This window comes from Gordonia sp. IEGM753, from assembly GCF_050321825.1.
Classification (GTDB): Bacteria; Pseudomonadota; Gammaproteobacteria; order Pseudomonadales; family Pseudomonadaceae; genus Aquipseudomonas.
Genome location: NZ_JBNQGB010000001.1, coordinates 1,853,134 through 1,870,293, shown reverse-complemented (window position 1 = coordinate 1,870,293; position 17,160 = coordinate 1,853,134). Strand labels below are relative to the sequence as shown.

General features: G+C 58.9%; 13 protein-coding genes. 3 read left to right on the top strand and 10 right to left on the bottom strand.

Going from position 1 to position 17,160, the window contains the following annotated elements:
- Positions 1–77: 77 nt before the first annotated feature.
- From ACQR3R_RS08405 to ACQR3R_RS08395, 3 genes are read right to left on the bottom strand one after another with little or no spacing between them, the layout of a single operon-like run.
- The gene (locus tag ACQR3R_RS08405; protein ID WP_428271549.1) at positions 78–674 is read right to left on the bottom strand and encodes a glutathione S-transferase N-terminal domain-containing protein; all 597 of its coding nucleotides are present in this window, start codon (positions 672–674) and stop codon (positions 78–80) included.
- Complete coding sequence (locus ACQR3R_RS08400; protein ID WP_428271548.1) at positions 671–4,312, bottom strand: SbcC/MukB-like Walker B domain-containing protein; 3,642 nt, start codon at positions 4,310–4,312, stop codon at positions 671–673. The genes ACQR3R_RS08405 and ACQR3R_RS08400 overlap by 4 nt, the downstream gene beginning before the upstream one ends.
- Positions 4,309–5,553, bottom strand: a complete 1,245-nt coding sequence (locus ACQR3R_RS08395; RefSeq protein WP_428271547.1) for an exonuclease SbcCD subunit D C-terminal domain-containing protein — start codon at positions 5,551–5,553, stop codon at positions 4,309–4,311. The genes ACQR3R_RS08400 and ACQR3R_RS08395 overlap by 4 nt, the downstream gene beginning before the upstream one ends.
- Positions 5,554–5,810: 257 nt before the next feature.
- Here ACQR3R_RS08395 and ACQR3R_RS08390 point away from each other — a divergent pair, with 257 nt between their 5' ends.
- Complete coding sequence (locus ACQR3R_RS08390) at positions 5,811–7,178, top strand: lytic polysaccharide monooxygenase (protein ID WP_428271546.1); 1,368 nt, start codon at positions 5,811–5,813, stop codon at positions 7,176–7,178.
- Between the two features lie 65 nt (positions 7,179–7,243).
- On the opposite strand, the gene ACQR3R_RS08385 is transcribed toward ACQR3R_RS08390, so the two are convergent.
- From ACQR3R_RS08385 to ACQR3R_RS08355, 7 genes are all read right to left on the bottom strand, one after another.
- The gene (locus ACQR3R_RS08385) at positions 7,244–8,884 is read right to left on the bottom strand and encodes a BatD family protein (RefSeq protein ID WP_428271545.1); all 1,641 of its coding nucleotides are present in this window, start codon (positions 8,882–8,884) and stop codon (positions 7,244–7,246) included.
- The gene (locus ACQR3R_RS08380; RefSeq protein ID WP_428271544.1) at positions 8,881–10,620 is read right to left on the bottom strand and encodes a tetratricopeptide repeat protein; all 1,740 of its coding nucleotides are present in this window, start codon (positions 10,618–10,620) and stop codon (positions 8,881–8,883) included. The genes ACQR3R_RS08385 and ACQR3R_RS08380 overlap by 4 nt, the downstream gene beginning before the upstream one ends.
- Positions 10,617–11,696, bottom strand: a complete 1,080-nt coding sequence (locus ACQR3R_RS08375) for a VWA domain-containing protein (RefSeq protein WP_428271543.1) — start codon at positions 11,694–11,696, stop codon at positions 10,617–10,619. Before ACQR3R_RS08375 ends, ACQR3R_RS08380 begins: the two co-directional genes overlap by 4 nt.
- The gene (locus ACQR3R_RS08370; protein WP_428271542.1) at positions 11,689–12,183 is read right to left on the bottom strand and encodes a DUF4381 family protein; all 495 of its coding nucleotides are present in this window, start codon (positions 12,181–12,183) and stop codon (positions 11,689–11,691) included. The genes ACQR3R_RS08375 and ACQR3R_RS08370 overlap by 8 nt, the downstream gene beginning before the upstream one ends.
- A complete protein-coding gene (locus tag ACQR3R_RS08365; protein WP_428271541.1) occupies positions 12,180–13,124 on the bottom strand; it encodes a DUF58 domain-containing protein in 945 nt (314 codons plus the stop codon). Before ACQR3R_RS08365 ends, ACQR3R_RS08370 begins: the two co-directional genes overlap by 4 nt.
- A 5-nt stretch (positions 13,125–13,129) precedes the next feature.
- Positions 13,130–14,089: an AAA family ATPase gene (locus ACQR3R_RS08360; RefSeq protein ID WP_428271540.1), complete on the bottom strand. Its 960-nt coding sequence runs from the start codon at positions 14,087–14,089 to the stop codon at positions 13,130–13,132.
- A gap of 297 nt (positions 14,090–14,386) precedes the next feature.
- A complete protein-coding gene (locus tag ACQR3R_RS08355) occupies positions 14,387–14,740 on the bottom strand; it encodes a hypothetical protein (protein WP_428271539.1) in 354 nt (117 codons plus the stop codon).
- Between the two features lie 172 nt (positions 14,741–14,912).
- Here ACQR3R_RS08355 and ACQR3R_RS08350 point away from each other — a divergent pair, with 172 nt between their 5' ends.
- Positions 14,913–16,025 (top strand): RHS repeat-associated core domain-containing protein, encoded by a 1,113-nt coding sequence (locus tag ACQR3R_RS08350; protein WP_428271538.1) that lies wholly within the window; start codon positions 14,913–14,915, stop codon positions 16,023–16,025.
- Position 16,026: 1 nt separating this feature from the next.
- Entirely contained in the window at positions 16,027–17,142 is a 1,116-nt protein-coding gene (locus tag ACQR3R_RS08345) for an RHS repeat-associated core domain-containing protein (protein ID WP_428271537.1), read from the top strand.
- Positions 17,143–17,160 lie beyond the last annotated feature (18 nt).

Below are 17,160 nucleotides of genomic sequence, written 5' to 3'. Positions count from 1 at the left end.
AGTCACTTTTGACCGCGACAGCTATTACGTCGAGCAGTCATGAGTGATGTCGCTCCTGCATAACGCGTTGTTGGGTTTTACTTTCGCATCACCTCGGTAAACAGCTGCGACTGCAAAAACCGCTGCAGCCAGTCTTGCAATCGAACGTACGGCGTTTGGCCGAACCATTCGCGGTCGACATGTGCAAACTGCCGTACGAAGGGCATCAGCGCGACATCCGCCAGGCTAGGGTACCCGGCCAGCAGGTAGTCACGTCCTTCAAGCAACTGCTCAAGCCTGAGTAAAAACAGCTCACCGCCGGATCGATAAACTTCCATCGGCTGCTCGGGAAAACGCTCGGCGTATTTGTAGCGATTCAGGTGCTGTTTGAACACCTGATCGTTCTCTTCGATCAGCGCGCAGATCTGTGCTTGCCCGGCGGGATCATCCTTGAGCAACCAGTCCTGTGGATCATGCTGTGCCAACGCCCAGCGCATGATTGCCAGGCTTTCATCGATCACCTGACCGTCGGCGTTCAGGACCGGTACCGTGCCTTTGGGTGACAACGCGAGCATCTCGGCGGGTTTGGCTTTCAGGCTGACTTCGACGATGTCCACGGCAAGCCCCGAATACTTCAGTGCCATGCGCGCCCGCATCGCATACGGGCAGCGGCGGAAGGAGTACAGCGTATTCATTTCACCTCCACTGTGCTCAAGCCGTTGCCCTGGCGACGGACCTGAATCTGCACCGGAATCCGTTCATGCATTTCCTGTACATGGGAAATGACCGCGACCTTGCGGCCCTGAGCTTGCAAGCCATCCAGTGCGTCCATTGCCAGTTGCAGCGATTCCGGGTCGAGGCTGCCGAAGCCTTCGTCGATGAACAGCGATTCGATTTTCAGCGTGCTCGACGCCATTGACGCCAAGCCAAGGGCCAATGCCAACGACACCAGGAACGTTTCACCACCGGAAAGCGAGTGCACCGAGCGCAGTTCATCACCCATTTCGGTGTCCATCACCAACAGCCCGAGCATGCTGCCGCCGCGCTTCAAACGATAGCGTCGTACCAGTTGGCGCAACTGTACGTTGGCGTGATGCACCAGCAAATCGAGGTTGTAGGCCTGGGCGATCTTGCGGAAGGTGTCGCCAGTGGCGGAACCGATCAGCGCACTCAGGCGCGCCCAACGCTGGAATTGGGCATAGGCATCGGCGATTTGCTGCGCCAGCGCCTGGTTGGCATTTTGCCGGCGCTGATCCTCAGCCTGTTCGGCACGCAGTTCTGCGCATTGATGTTCGCTTGCGGTGCACAGCGTTTGCATGTCGGTGAGCGCGGTAGCGAGCTGATCGGCATCAAGGTTGCCGTTGTTCTGAGCCTGATGATTGAGCAGGCGTTGATCGCGTTCCTGGAGTAACACCTTGCCCTGTTCTGTGGCTTTTTCACTGTGCTGCAAGCGCTGACGCAACCCGTTGAGGTGTTGCTCGTCAATGCTCAACAGTGTTTCCAGCCCCGCGTCATCCAGCTCTGGATGCGCGGCGCGCCACTCGCCGATCTTGCCGCTGAGCTCATGGTCTTCGGTTTCCAGCGCCTGCCGTCGATCATGCTGCGCCTTCAACTCGGCCGCCAATTGCACTAACCGCGTGCGCACGGTTTGCAGCTCCTGGTTGGCAGAGGTTTGGGCGTTGCGTGCCTGCTCGACGGCGTCACTCAGTTGTTGTTGCCACTGCTCGGCACTGCTGTGTTCGCCCAGCAATTGCACAAGCTGCTGCTGGCAAACCTGCTGTTGCTCGGTCAGGGCTGACAATTGCTGCCGCGCCGTTTCCAGTTGTTGTACGCGCAGGAGTTGGCGGTCTTGCTCTTTGTCGAGTGTTTGCTGGCGTTGTTGCTGTTCGCCGAGTTCGTCGCGTTGCTGGTCGAGCTGTTGCAAACGTTGCGAAATTTGCTGGTCGAGTTGCAAGAATGTCGCCGCCGGCTCGCTTCGCAACGCCGCAAGCGTGTCGGCCGGCAGCAAGGTGCTGAAGGCTGTCAGCTCTTCATCCAGGCGTTGTCGATCGTTGCCCATCGCTTGTTGCTGTGTGCCAAGGTGCTGGGCGGCCTGTTGGCTTGCCGCTTCAGCGCTGCGCAGTTGCTGGGCCAGCCGAGCAGCCTCCTGTTGCAGGGTGAGCAGGGCGGTTTGCCGTTGTTCGTCCTGAGTGATGCTCTGATTCAACTGGCTGTTCTGTTGGGACAGCCAGGCCTCGCGTTTGGCCGTGTCCTGTGCCCACAACTGGGCAGACAGCGGATGTGCTTCCAGGCTCGGTGACAGTGCTTGTTGCTGGCTCGCCAGTTGTTCCTGTTGTTGCAGAAACTCCTTTTGCTGAGCAATCAGGCCGCCCACTTCGGCGCGCAGTTCGGTAAGTTTTTCTTTCAGCAGGTCCACGGCTTTCTGCGCATTGGCCTGCTCGCCTTCATCATGCCGGCCGAGGCTTTGCAGCAACGCTTCCGGCTGATGATACGGATGGTCCGGGCTGCCACACACCGGGCACGGTTGGTCGTCCTGCAGTTGCTCGCGCAATTCTTCGACACTGGCACTGCGCGCCAGCCGCTGACGCTCCAGCAGTTCGCGGGTAACGGTCAGGGTCTGCTCGGCGACCGTCAACTGGTTTTTGGCGTTAACCCCGTCCTGCGTCAGACGGTCACGTTCGTGCTGCGCCGCGAGTTGCCGTTGCTGCAATTCGCTCAGGCGTTTGTCCAGTTCCTGATGGCTGGCCCACAGCCGCGTCAGTTCTTCGAAGGCCCGCAGTTGCTTGCGGTTGTCCTGCAACAGGTTGCCCAGCAACTGCACTTGTTCAGCCACTGCCTCGGGCTCGGCGCCGGCCTCTTTGTACAGCACCTCCAGATTCTGCTTTTGCGCTGCAAACTCTTCTGTCGCACGGGCGGCGTTTTGTTCAAGGGCGGCCATTTCAGCCTGGCCCTTGTTCAAACGATTACCGATCAGCATCAACTGTTGCAGACGATCCCGGTAGGCATTCCACGCATCGCTCAACGGCGCCAGATGCGTGCTTTGCTCAAGCTCCCCGGCAATCTGTTGCAGACGCTCGCTCACCCGTTGCTGTTGTTCGAGCAATCCCTGGATCGCCGCTTGGCCTCCCGTGCAGGCCTGTTCTGCCTGTTGCTTGAGGTCTGCGCTGAGGCTGGCCTCTTTGGCGAGGCGGGCGAGGGTGCTCTGCGCCTCGAATGCTTCACGCAGTAAGGGCGCACTGCTGGTGTGCCGCTGTTGAGACTCAAGCAGTGCGGTTTGCGCCGTACTCAGGCTGTGTTCGAGTTGTGCCTGGCGCGCGCCGAGTTCGATTTGCTGTTGGCTGTGCGCCTGGATCTGCGCGGCCAGCGGTGTCAGCTGCGCCGTCAGTTCAGTCTTGCGGGCGAATTGGTGCCGTTGCGGTGCCAGTTGCTCCAGCCGAGTCAGCATCAAGCGCTCATCAGACAGACTTTCCCAATGCAGTTGAGCGCTACGCAACTGCTCGGTGGCGCTGTGCTGCTCATCCTGTAACTGGCGCAGGACCTTGAGCCAGGTGTGTTGCAATTCCAGTTGTTTGAGTTGCGCCTGTTGCGTCTTGAGGTGCTGTTGCGCCTGGTTGAAGCGCTCGTCCAGTTCGGCGCGAGCCTCGGGAGGCAACGGTGTGACGCCGCTCGCCTGGTCCTGCAGCAGCTTGTGCGCCTCGCGTGCTTCTTTGGTCTTGTCGAATGCGCGGCGGCCGAGGCGGGTGTAAAGCGCAGTGTCGGTGAGCTTTTCGAGCAGTTCGCTGCGATCGTTGTCATCGGCCTTGAGGAATGCGCTGAACTCGCTTTGCGCAAGCAGCACCGCCCGGGTGAATTGTTCGAAATTCAAACCCAGTGCGGCTTCGAGTTGCGTTTTGTACTCGCCTTTCTGGCTGGCCAGCAGTTGATCCTGATCGATATCACGCAGGCTTTGGCGACTGGCTTGCAGTTTGCCGCCTGCTTTTTCTCGCGCACGGTTGGCTTCCCAGCGAGCGCGGTAACGACGACCGTCAATGCCGACGAAATCTACTTCTGCATATCCGTCGCCCGTTCCTCGGCGCAGCAGCGTGCGCGGATCGCCAGTGCCGATCTCGCCATCGGCATCGGGTACTTTGGCGTCGCGTCCGGTGTTGTTCAGCCGTGGCACGGCGCCAAACAAGGCCAGGCACAAGGCATCGAGCAAGGTGCTTTTGCCGGCGCCGGTCGGCCCGGTGATGGCAAACAGACCCGCGCTGGCCAACGGCTCGGCAGTGAAATCAATTTCAAAAGGGCCGGCCAGCGAGGCAAGGTTTTTCAGGCGGATCGCGAGGATCTTCATGGCTGTTCGCTCTCCATTTGCACGTCTTGCAGCAACTCGGCGAAGTCTTTCAGCGTTTGTTCATCAACCTCGGTGCCGTAATTGTCCTGCCAGGCTCGACTGAACAATTCCTGAGGCGTGAGTTGGTCCAGCTCAATCAACGCCGCACCGTCCTCGGCACCGTCACGGCTGCCATTGCCGGCATATTCGGCGGCAATGCGCACCAGGCGCACCGCTTTGCCTTGCAGGGCGGTCTCGATTTGATGGCGCAGGTCGGGTTGCGGCTCATCGAGACGAACACGAACCTCCAGCCACGGCTGGCGTTGGATATCGGCCAGCAAATCAATGTTTGGCAGATCGGCCAATTGCAGCAGAATCTCGGCCAAGGGGGCCGGGCCAACACGTTGCAGGTTGACCGCGCGCGGGATCAGTTTTGCTTCGACGCTGACCAACGTTTCGCCGTCCAGTTTGACGTCGAGAATCTGGTGCTGATAGCCAATTTCCGAAAACGACAACGGAATCGGCGAACCGCAATAGCGGATGCGCTCCTCACCGTTGACCTTTTGCGGCTTGTGCAAATGACCGAGGGCGACGTAGCTGATACTGGGCGTGAACAGGCTGGCAGGCAGCGCTTCGGCGTTACCGATAATCAGGCTGCGCTCTGAATCTTCCGACACCGAACCGCCGGCCATGTGGGCGTGACTGATGGCAATCATCGCCTGGCCTGGTTTGCGTTTGGCGTTGGCGGCTGCGATCAGCCATTCGTGAACCTGGCCGATACCGCGTAAATAATTGTCGCCCAAGTGTGCCCCGGTGACCTCCGCGGGGCGTAGGAACGGCAGCGCCAGGCACCATCCGGCGATTTCACCGCTGGCGTCCGGCAATGGCAGCAACAGGCGTTCGGCGTCCAGTTGGCCGTCATCCAGCCACAGCACTCGCCCGAGCGCGTGGGTGCGCAGGCGCCGCATCAGCGGCGCTGGCAGTTCGATGCGCGAACCGGAATCGTGATTGCCGGCGATCATCACAATGGTCAGCAGTGGCTGTTGTTCATGGGCGCTGACGATGAAATCGTAAAGTCGTTCCTGAGCTTTTACCGGCGGGTTGACCGTGTCGAAGATATCGCCAGCGATCAACAATACGTCGGGTTGATCCAGCTTCAGTTGGCGCAACAGCCATTCAAGGAAACAGCCGTGCTCGAAATCGCGTTCCTGGCCATGCAGGTTCTGCCCAAGGTGCCAGTCGGAGGTGTGAAACAGACGCAAGGCAAACTCCGTAGGAAATAAGGTAATGGCCGCGGGGAAAATGACGGCGGCGAAAGGGAAGAGAGTTTACTGGCAAACGGCGAAGGTTGCTGAGCGTGCAGCACGATTGGACATCGGCCACTCACTGTAAATCCTACGAACGGTCATCCGAACTGACATTTCTGACAGTATCTCCGCGCTCTATTGAAAGGCTTAATTGATCTGGGCACCGGCCCTTGTAGTGCAGGACAAATGAGTCAATAAAATGGAGAAACATCATGTCTCGGAGTCATTCTAATACGGTCAGCAGAAGCCATGCTCCCCGTCACGGTCACGTGTTTTCCCCCGCCTCTAGAGCCTACTTTGCCTGGCAGGCCGGCGATCTGGATGAGGGCGCTTTAAATCAGCGGGAATCCGGAAAATTCTTTCCTCAAACGGCTGGCGGCTTGCTTGATCCCTACGCCCGGGACGATGTTGCGAATTTCGCTCCGCCTCCAGACGGAAAAATCGCCAGCGCTAATCAACTGACCGGTGCAATGCTGGACGAGCCGGGCAGTCATTGGAAAAAACACGAGGTTCGCAGTGGCGAAATCCTGGATGTGTCGTGGAACTTCACCGCGAATCACCCGACACGCCGCTGGAACTATTTCCTGACTCGCGAGGGGTGGGATCCGAGCAAGGTACTGGCGCGCGATCAATTCGAACCGGAACCTTTTTACGTCGTGCAAAACAATCAACAGCCGTACTGGGCGCATTCATCTGAAATGAAGCCGTCCTCACCGACCCTCCATGCACTTCCTTTGCCCAGGCGTCTTGGCTACCAGGTGTTGCTGTGCATTTGGGAGGTGGTTGATACCGGCAATTCGTTTATTCAGGTGGTGGATCTCGATTTTCTACCGCCAGAAGGAGGAGGTGATCGTCCTGACATTCCAACCGGCCTGAGTGCTGACACGGTCACGGACAAGCAAGTGGTATTGACCTGGAATGTAGCGGCCGGCCCAGCGCCAATTTCCTTTTACCGTATCGAGCGTAATGGGAGCACCACGGTCGATGTGTCCGCGCCGCTACTGACCTGGACCGACAATAGCGTTGCGCCTGAAACCCAATATAACTACACGATCAGTGCCCACGATGAACTCGGGAATTTTTCCTCTCCGAGCCGTCCTGTCCAGGTACACACGCTGCCAGAAGGCGGGGAGGAGCGGCCGACTGCGCCGCAGAACCTGCACAGCATGGGCCAGACTCAGGAAAGTATCAGTTTGATGTGGGGAGGCTCCACCGGACCTGCGCCGATCGTTAACTACCTCATTTACCGTGACGATGTCGAGATCGGCCGGGTGAGTGCAAATCAAACCACGTTCAATGATACGGGCCTGACGCCTGATACCCAGTATCGCTATAGGGTGCAGGCACGCGACCTCAACGGCAAGCTGTCGTCACCGAGCAATATCCTTAGCGTCAAGACCCAAGGCGAAGTCGGCGAATATCCGGCGTGGAAACTAAACACGTTCTATGAAACCAACGCGCTTGTGAGCCATCTCGGCGGTATTTGGCGTTGCTTGCAAAAGCACACGTCTTACACGACCGACTGGGCACCGGGTCAGGACTCAAGCGAGGTACTTTGGGTCAAGTATCCTTCCCGATGAGGTAAGCGGCGACCCAAGAGGCCGGCCGCTGCGCGTCAAAGACTGCCCGAACACGGGCAGTTTTTTTATTTCGGATAAAGCGGTGGCAGGCCACTGTCACCGGTCGGGTCTTGAATGCGCTCGGTAGTGGGGATCGCTTTGATGGCGCGCCACAGATCTTCGCCTTGCCAATGTTGGCCGGTTTCGCTGTACAGCGCGCCGTTCAGGCCGTCGAGCGCATCGGACAGCGGCACGAAGCGTGCGGCCATGTCGGCCAGTGTTTCCGGTTGCTGCCGGGCCCAGGCGTCGAGCGCCTGGCGTGTTGCATGGGGGTCGTTGGCCTGGCAGGCGCGCTTCAGATCGTCGAGTACGGTGCGCGGGCTCGGGCCGGTTTGCGCGGTACGCAAGATTGCTGGCTGCCAGCGGGCGCGCCACCACAGGCCGAAACCGAGCAGGGTGGTGCACGCCAGAATCAGGGTGCTGAGTTTCCAGCGCCAGAGCGTTTCACTGTCAATTGGCACCGAGACTTGAGGCGTGCTGGCCGGCGTATCGACCACCAGGCTCGGGTTGTTAGCCACCTGCAGGGTTTGCGCTGGCAAGCTGCTGCGTTCCAGGTGATCCTCAAAAGTGTTCCACCAGACTACTTCAACCGCAGGCAACTCTATGTCACCGCTGCGTGCCGGGACCAGCGCCTCGCGGTCCTCGCGACTGCCGATCAGGCCGCGTTCGCCGTTGTGATTGCTCAGCACGGGTTGATCCGGATAACGCCGCAAACCGTTGACGTCCGTCGCGGGCAACGGCGGCAGCTGTGAGCTGGCCAGGCCTTCAGCTTTCACCGTCAGGCTGCGGGTCAGTGAATCACCAACCTGGGCGTGATCCGGTTCAGGGTTCCAGCTCTCGCCAAGGCTCAGGCTGCGCGCCGGCAACCAAGGCAAGTCTGCGGGGTAACTGGCGGGTTTGGCCTTGACCGTCAGCGGTATTTGCGCAGAACTGACGCGCATCAGCTTACCCGGTTTTGGCCCTTGCGCCGTGGCGTCCGTTGCTGGCTGTACATCCACCAGCGTGGCACTGAACACTTGGGCCGGAATGTTCAAGACACCGCTGTGTTGCGGGTAAATCGCATAGCGCATTTCAATCACGCCATGGCGCAGGCCGTTGATTACCTTCTCGTAGGTGCGTGACTCGCCCAACTGTTCGATGCGCGCATCGGGAATCTGCAGTGGCGTCAGACTGCTGTCGTCGTACAGCGACACGGAATGGTAAATGCGCAAGGTGAGGACGGCCTGAGCCTGCACATACACGCTGTTTTGATCGAGGCTGGCTTCGATAAACACCGGGGCCAGTTTGTTTGCCGTGTCCTGGTTTTCGCTTTCGATGACCTGCACGGTAATCGGTTGGCTCTGCGCTTCACCTAATTGCAACGGTGGAATGGTCACGCTGCCGTTCTGTCGCGGCAGCAGGGTAATGATCCAGCGGGTGGTCGCCTGATTGTCACCGTTAAGGGTGTTCAATCGGTTGACCTGGCGGGTGCCGCGCACTTCGAACAACGGTTCGAGTGGCGCCAGATCAGGTTTTCCAAACTGCGTTACATCGTTGGATTCCAGGGTCAACTCGACCGTCTCTCCGGAATTGAGACGGCTGCGATCCACACTGGCGACCAGCCCGGAGGCCTGAACCTGCAGGGTCCAGAGCAGCAGCGTGAGTGAGAAAGCGCTGAAGCGGTTCATCGAGTTTTTCCCTGATCCTGATGTTGTTGCTGTTCGTACCAGAATTTACGTCGGAGCAATTCGCCCGGGTCATCCGGGATCTTGCGTAACCATTGTTCGAGCGCCTGACGTTGTTCACCGTCTATGGATTCAGTCGCGGGACGCAGTGGTGGCGAGGTATGTTGCTCATCGCCCAGTTCACTGCCCGGCACTTCATTGGCGCCCGGTTTTGGCGGCGTTGTGGGTGGCTGGCCAGCGTCCGGAGGTGCCTGTTGATCGTCGGGTTTGGGTGGGCTATCCGTCGAAGGTTGAGTGGCGGCTCCGGAGGGTTGTTCCGGCAACGGTTTGTTCGGCGCTTCACTGGTCTTTTCGTCCGGCTCGGCTTTGGGTTGCGTGTTTTTCTGCTTGAGCAGACTTTCTACCAGCGCCTTGTTGGTCAGGGCCGGGCGCAAATCCGGCTGGCGTTCCAGCGCCTGCTCGTACGCATCCAGCGCCGCCTCCAGCTCACCGCTTTTGGCCAGGGCATTACCACGATTGTAGTGGGCGCGAGCGTCGTCACCTTCAGCGAAACGCTCGGCGGCGCCACTGTAGTCGCCCGATTCATAAAGGGCCACGCCTTGCCACTGCGGGTCTGCAAAATGCCGGGCAGCTTCGTCGGGGCGTTTTTGCTTGAGTAAATGCAGCCCGCGCTGATCGGGGCGCAACCACAAGTCTTCAAAGTCGAATGCGTAGCTGGGCTGGGGCAGCAGCAACAACAACGGTAAACAGAACAACCAGCCACGGCGGCCGGCACAGGCCGCGAGTAATAATAGCGGCAACAGCAACCAATAACCCTGGTCGGCCCAGGTGTCGAGACGCAAGGTTTGGCCATCGTTACGCAACGTGCGCGGGCCATCGAGCAGGCCGAGGCCCCGCAGGTCAGTCTCTTCGAGGCGTACGTGGCGATAGCGCCCGTCCAAACCGTTGATGAAGGCCTTGAGGCTCGGCTCATCCAGATGAGGCACCAGAATCGCACCCTGATCATCCTTGAGGAAGCTGCCATCCTCCTGGGTAATCGGCGCGCCTTCAGCGGTACCGACACCGAGCATCAGCAATTGCGTGGACTTGCCTTCCAGCGACCGTCGAATGCCCTGGCGTTCCTGTTCTGTCAGCGACGAGCCGATCAGCAGGATTCGACCGGCGCCCAGCGCGCCTTGATCGAGCAATGCCAGCGCCTTGACCACGGCAAGGTCCGCACGATGGCCAGCCTCGGGCATCAGTGACGGCTTTAATGCGTCGAGCAAATTGCGGCTGGTGGACAGGTCATCCGATAACGGCACCAAGGTATGGGCACTGCCGGCGTACACGACAATTGCGGTTTGCGCATCGCTGCGCGCTTGTAGCAGGTCGTACAGCTTGCGTCGTGCTTGCTCCAATCGGTTGGGCGCGACGTCGGTGGCAAGCATTTCCGGCGTCAGTTCAAGCACCACCACCAGCGGGTCTGCAGGCTTCTGACTGATTTGCTCGACGCGTTCCCAGCTCGGCCCCAGCAGTGCCAGCAGCGTCAGGACCCACGCAAACCCGAGCACCACCCACGGCAGCTTGCTGTCGCGACCGTTACCGCCACTGAGCAATGCCGCATGGAAGGCTGGCGGCAGAATCATCTGCCAGCGCCCAGCGCGCTTCTGCCGATGCCAAAGATGCCACAGCAACCAGCCCAGTACCGGCAATGCCAATAGCCACCACGGACGAAACCAGTACGGCCACAGCGCACTCATCGGCGCCTCCGCAGCCGCAGGCGTTTAAGCCTTTGGCGCCAGTCCGGCAGTTGTGTTTGCAAAAACAGTTCCTTGCTGAGCAGCCGTTGCAGCGGGTTGTCCGGCCAACGCTCGCGCATCACCAGCAACATGCTCAACAACAACGCCATCGCCAGAGGCCAGTGATACAACGCCTGGGCCGGACGGGCCTGAGTTGGCTGTTGAGTAACGGGTTCGAGTTGGTCGAGGGTGTCCTTGATAGCTTGCAGCTCCTTGCCATCACGCGCCCGGAAGTATTGACCACCGGTGACTTGAGCGATGGCTTTCAGGGCTGGTTCGTCCAGGTCAAGACTCGGGTTGACGCCGAGAAACCCCGCCGAACCGCTTTCCTCGGGGTCGGCCCCGATGCCGATCGGGTAAATCTTGACGCCTTCTCTGGCCGCCAATCGCGCCGCCGTGAGCGGATCGATTTCGCCGCCGTTGTTGGCCCCGTCGGTGACCAGGATCAACACGCGGCTCTGGGCCGGACGCATGCGCAGGCGTTTCAAGCCCAGGCCGATGGCATCGCCGATGGCGGTGTTTTTTCCGGCAATGCCGATGCGTGCTTCGTCGAGCCAGATGCGCACGGTGCGTCGGTCGAATGTCAGCGGGGCTTGCAGATAAGCCTGGCTGCCAAACAGGATCAGGCCGACCCGATCGCCTTCACGACTTTCCAGAAAGTCACCGAGCAAATGCTGGACCAGCGACAAGCGGCTGACATCTTCGTCCTGCCAACGCATGTCGGGAAAGTCCATCGAGCCAGACACGTCCACCGCCACCAGCAGATCGCGGCCGCTGGCGGCAATCGGTAGCGGCTCGCCCAGCCATTGCGGGCGTGCAGCGGCCATCAGCAGCAGTAGCCACAACAGGATGAAGGGAGCCTGCTGGCGCCAGGCCGGTAGATTGGCGCGGGCGCGGCGTCGGGCCAGGCCTTCAAGGTCGCTGAGGAAACTGACCTTCAGTGCCGGCTCGCCGCTGTCGGCAACTGGCAGCAAAACGCGCATCAGCCAAGGCAACGGCAACAGGGTGAAGATCCACGGCCAGGCAAACTCAAACATGTTTGCGAATCCAGGTATCGACGGCTTGCGTCAGGCCGGCAATGGCCTTGTCGTCGAGTTTGCATTCGGGCTTATAAGCGCCCTCAACCAATACCATCCAGCGTGTCAGGCCCGCAGCCGGGCAGCGGTTGTCGAGAAACGCCAGCCACTTTCGGCCATTCAGTGTGTGGCTCTGGCTGTACGGATAGTGGTTGCGGCACAGGCGTTTCAGCAGTCCGTTGAGTTGTTGCAACCAGGCACCCGCCGGCGCGCCATCATACGGTTTGGGCATCAACGCAAGCTCTGCCAGCGCAGCCACACGCACCGGGTCCAGCGGTTGTTCGGCCCGAACGATGGGGCGCTTGTTTGGGATGAACCGTCGCAGCTGCCACAGGCCGAAACCCATCAGCGGCAACAACAGCAGCAGTAACCACCAGCCCGGGGCTGGCGGCCAAAAGCCGATGGGCGGCGGCGAGATCAATGGCTGAAGTTGATCGAGGCTGCTCATCGACTCTTCCCCGGTTTCTCTGGGTTGAGGTATTCGCGCAGTTGCTCGACCATTTCACTCTGGGTGCTCAGCGGCATTAACAGCACCCGCAGTTTTTGCGCGAGCAGTTCCCAACGGGCGATGCGTGCTTCGGCTTGTGCGCGGTAAGTCTGGCGCAAGTCAAAATTCATGGTGTCGAGTTCGAGCTGCGCGCCGCGTTCGGCAAAGCGCAGGAGGCCCGCAGCGGGGAGGGCGTGATCCAGTGGGTCGGACAGCGGCAGCAGCAGTAAATCGCAGTGACGCGACAACAGGCTCAGTTGCTGTTCGCAGCCTTCGGTCAAGGCACGCTCGTCGCAGATCACGATCACCAGACTGCCTGGCCGCAATACTTCGCGTGCGCGGCGAAGGGCCATGTTCAGGGCATCGCGGTCGGTTTCAGCTTCGGTGTGCAGCGACTGGTTGACGCGCACCAACCGGTTGAGCAATTGCAGCAGGCTCTGCTTGCTGCGCCGGGGTTTGATTTCGTAGTGCTCGTCGTCGCCGAACACCAGGCCGCCGACCCGGTCATTGTGGCCCAGTGCCGCCCAGCCAATCAGACTCGCGGCTTGTGCGGCGAGCACCGATTTGAACATCAGCCCAGAGCCGAAAAACAGCCTGCGGCTTTGCTCGACCATAATGAAAATCGGCCGCTCACGCTCTTCGTGGAACAGCTTGGTGTGCGGCTCCTGGGTGCGTGCGGTGACGCGCCAATCGATGGTGCGCACATCGTCGCCGGCCTGATAGACCCGCACCTGGTCGAAATCCACGCCACGCCCGCGCAGCTTGGAGTGGTGCAAACCAATCAATGGGCTGCGCTGGCTAGGCGTTGAAAACAGCTGCACTTCGCGCACGCGGTGGCGCATTTCGATCAGCTCGGCGAGGCTGACACGTATACCCGGCTCGGGCGGCAAAAGGGCGTTCATCGCGGTCAGGCTACGGCTACGACGTCGAGAATCCGCTGCACTACCCGGTCCTGGTCGATGCCTGCAGCCTCGGCTTCAAACGAAAGAATGATGCGATGGCGCAATACATCGAAAAGCACGGCCTGAATGTCTTCCGGGCTGACGAAGTCGCGCCCGGCGAGCCAAGCGTGCGCCCGGGAGCAGCGGTCCAGGGCAATCGAGCCGCGGGGGCTGGCGCCGTAGGCGATCCATTCGGCCATTTCCGGATCGAATTTTCCCGGCGTACGCGTGGCCATGACCAGTTGCACCAGGTATTCCTCCACGGCATCGGCCATGTACAAACCGAGGATTTCCTTGCGCGCGGCAAAAATGGCCTGTTGGCTGACCCGGCGTTCTGGCTTGGTTTCGCCGTTCAAGGCTTCACCGCGTGCTTGTTGCAGGATGCGGCGCTCGACGGCGGCGTCCGGGAAACCAATTTTGACGTGCATCAGAAACCGGTCGAGCTGAGCTTCAGGCAGCGGATAGGTGCCTTCCTGCTCGATGGGGTTTTGCGTGGCCATCACCAGAAACAGCGGCGACAGTTCGTAAGTGCTGCGCCCGACGCTGACCTGGCGCTCGGCCATGGCTTCAAGCAATGCCGACTGGACCTTGGCCGGGGCACGGTTGATTTCGTCCGCCAGTACCAGGTTGTGAAAGATCGGGCCTTGCTGGAACACGAAGCTGCCGGTTTCCGGGCGATAGATTTCGGTGCCGGTGATGTCGGCGGGCAGCAAGTCAGGGGTGAACTGGATACGGTGGAACTGGGCCTCGATGCCTTCGGCGAGTTCTTTGATGGCCTTGGTCTTGGCCAGGCCAGGAGCGCCCTCGACCAGCATGTGGCCGTCGGCAAGCAAGGCAATGAGCAAGCGCTCGATGAGTTTTTCCTGGCCGAGAATCTGCGTTGAAAGAAAGGTTCGCAGCGCAAGCAGCGCTTCACGATGTTCCATCGATGACTGTTCCTGGAAAGGGTGACCGAGGGCGTTCGAATAACGCCAGGGCTGGGGGCGTTACTTTAATGCATCGCGGGGGGCTGCGACTAACGGCTTTTTGCTTGAAGGGCGGGAAATGGTTGGCGAGATTGTTTGTAAATTGTATGGCCGCAGGTTGGGCGGTGATCTCACGGGCCTCATCGCGAGCAGGCTCGCTCCCACATTGGAACGGTGCCGGATGCCAATTTTGCATCCGCTGCACATCTTCTGTGGGAGCGAGCCTGCTCGCGATGGTGCCGGCTCAGACGCCGAAAATCACAGCTCGCTGATATAGGTGCCGGTGCCCTTGAGAATGTTCTGCAAGGTTTCTTCCACCTCGGCCAGATCGCTTGCGTCCGTATTATGGGTGATCTCCAGCGAATCATCCCCATTCAGGGCATCAGCATCCACCGCCGCGATCTCGATCAGCAGCCGGGTAGGGCTGAGCGTCACTTTCACGCCGTCCAGCGTCGAAGGCTCGCCGTCCAGGGTGATTTCCAGTTCGTCTTCGTCCGGGTAACGAGCCATCAGGAACATCTCGCCTTGGTCGCTATGGCAGGCGAGCATGGCCATGTTGTCTTCTTCTTCATCGCACGGGTTGACGATCAGAAGTGCGGTGGTCATTTGCATGGGAAATTCCTGGCGCTGAGCGCGGTGTTGACAGGCAAAACGTGATTTTGCCAGTGACGGGGAATTTTTGCTGAACAGTGTTGGGACTATCAGTTGTGATAGTTGTCGATCAGCGCAAAACCATCGACAGTGCAGGAGCATCCCTGATCCTGATTTTGCGGAGATCGTCCCCATGTCCCCTCCACAGAAAACCCGTCTCATCGGTTATCAATACGATGCACTGGATCGGCTGACGAGCCATGGCGGGCAGAACAATGTGCATCGCCAGCGTTTCTACTGCGAAAGTCGCCTGGCTACCGAGACCGGGAGCAGCGAGCAGATTTCAATCGTTCAGCACGATGACAGGTTGCTCGCGCAGCGACAGCGAAATAGCGGCGGGCTCCTCACTACCTTGCTGGCCACGGACCTGCAGAATTCTGTTCTCAATACCCTGGTTGCAAGCCGCCCGGCCCACTTTGTGTATTCGCCCTACGGTCATCGACCCTGCGACAGCGGTTTGAGTAGTTTGCTGGGGTTCAACGGGCAGCGGCCGGACCCCAGCACCGGGCATTACTTGTTGGGTAATGGTTATCGGGCGTTTAACCCGGTGCTGATGCGATTCAACAGCCCCGACAGTGTGAGTCCGTTTGGAAAGGGCGGGTTGAATGCGTATGCGTACTGCGTGGGTGATCCGATCAATCGGAGTGATCCGACAGGGCATGCTTTTTCAGCGCTCTCGACCCTGTTTACTAAAGTTAAGGCACGTTATTTATCATTCGTAACAGGCGATCACGTTAAACCGGTGAAGCAATACACAAGAATTTCCGAAGATTTGTCTGTTTTTGTAGATGAATATAAGGGCGGCTCAAGGTTGAATATCTTTGGGCATGGAGCATCGTCAGGAGGAGTTTTGAGGGAGGCGCGTACATTATTGGGGCCCAACAGCCTTTCTACCTTTGTGAAAAATGCAGGTTTTAATTTTGAATCATTTGAGAGTGCTCGCCTTTTAACATGCCATTCCGGGAGTACGTTTAATCATTCGCTAAATCCACTGAATGCCGCATTCGGCCAAATGTTCGCTGATTTTTCAGGTCTTCCGGTAAAGGCTTATAGGGGGCAGCTCCTGGCGGGACCGCGACAATCATCTTCGATTAGTCGATTAAATATCGGAGAAACGTCTAACCGAACAGAGTATTTCAGCATCACGAAGAGATCTGAGTCGCGGCGCTCCACCTTCTTCAACGTGCAATACGCGCCCGTCAAATTTCTACCTGAACATATCCTTCCTAATGTGCGAACCGAATAACTTGAAGAATGGAAAAATCCAGCGCGCGGTGCCCAGCTACCCGAAGGCCCCGCTTGCCCTTTATCGCTACGACGCGCTCGATCTCCTGAGTAGCTACGCTCAGTTGGACAGCAACGAACGCCAGCACTTTTATCGCGAAGGCCGTTTGGTGACCGAGACCCAGGGCTGTGAGCAGATTTCAATAGTGCAGCACGGGGATCAGTTGCTTGCGCAGCAACAGCGCCAAAACAGTGGGCCTGCCACTGCACTGTTGGCGACGGATCAGCAGCGTTCTGTGCTCCATTCGCTACAGCCCAAACGCACCCGGCCCAACGCCTATTCGCCCTACGGTCATCGACCCTGCGCCAGCGGTTTGAGCAGTTTGCTGGGGTTCAACGGGCAGCGTCCGGACCCCGTCACCGGGCATTATTTGCTGGGCAATGGTTATCGGGCGTTTAACCCGGTGCTGATGCGATTCAACAGTCCCGACAGTGTGAGTCCGTTTGGAAAGGGCGGGTTGAATGCGTATGCGTATTGCGTGGGTGATCCGATTAACCGGACCGATCCAGAGGGTAATTTTTCTGTTTTGAATCTCTTCATAAAAATGAGTGCTGCTGTCGATTTCCTATCGAGCGGTCACTCCGTGAAGCGCGTTACAAATGTGACAAGGCTCTCTGAAGGTATATTTGCGTTCGAGGATACATACAAAAATAAGCCCAGACTAAGTTTCCAGGGGCATGGTGGTCCGGACAGCGACCACATGATGTTCAGCCGTCGTAGAACTATAAACGCGAAAAGTCTTCATGATCTTGCGATAAGCAAGGGCTATTCTTTTGAACGATATGAAAATATTCGCACCGTAATGTGCTATTCCGGTAGTGACGTTCACACCTCAACGGGTGAAATGAAGCCTTCGTTTGCGCAGGCTTTATCCTCAATCACCCAGCGCCCCGTTAAAGGCTATAAAGGGGTCGTCATGGCATCAAAAATGGAGCGTGACTACAAGCGGCTTCAGCCCGGAGAGACTTCTCGGGTGGGCTATTTCCATTACGTTGTGAAAAACAAATCCATGATGCCCGCAGGGCATGATGATTACGAGCCGGTCACATTCAATTCCCGAGTGCGCACATCCACTTGATGAGTGTGGAAACCGCGA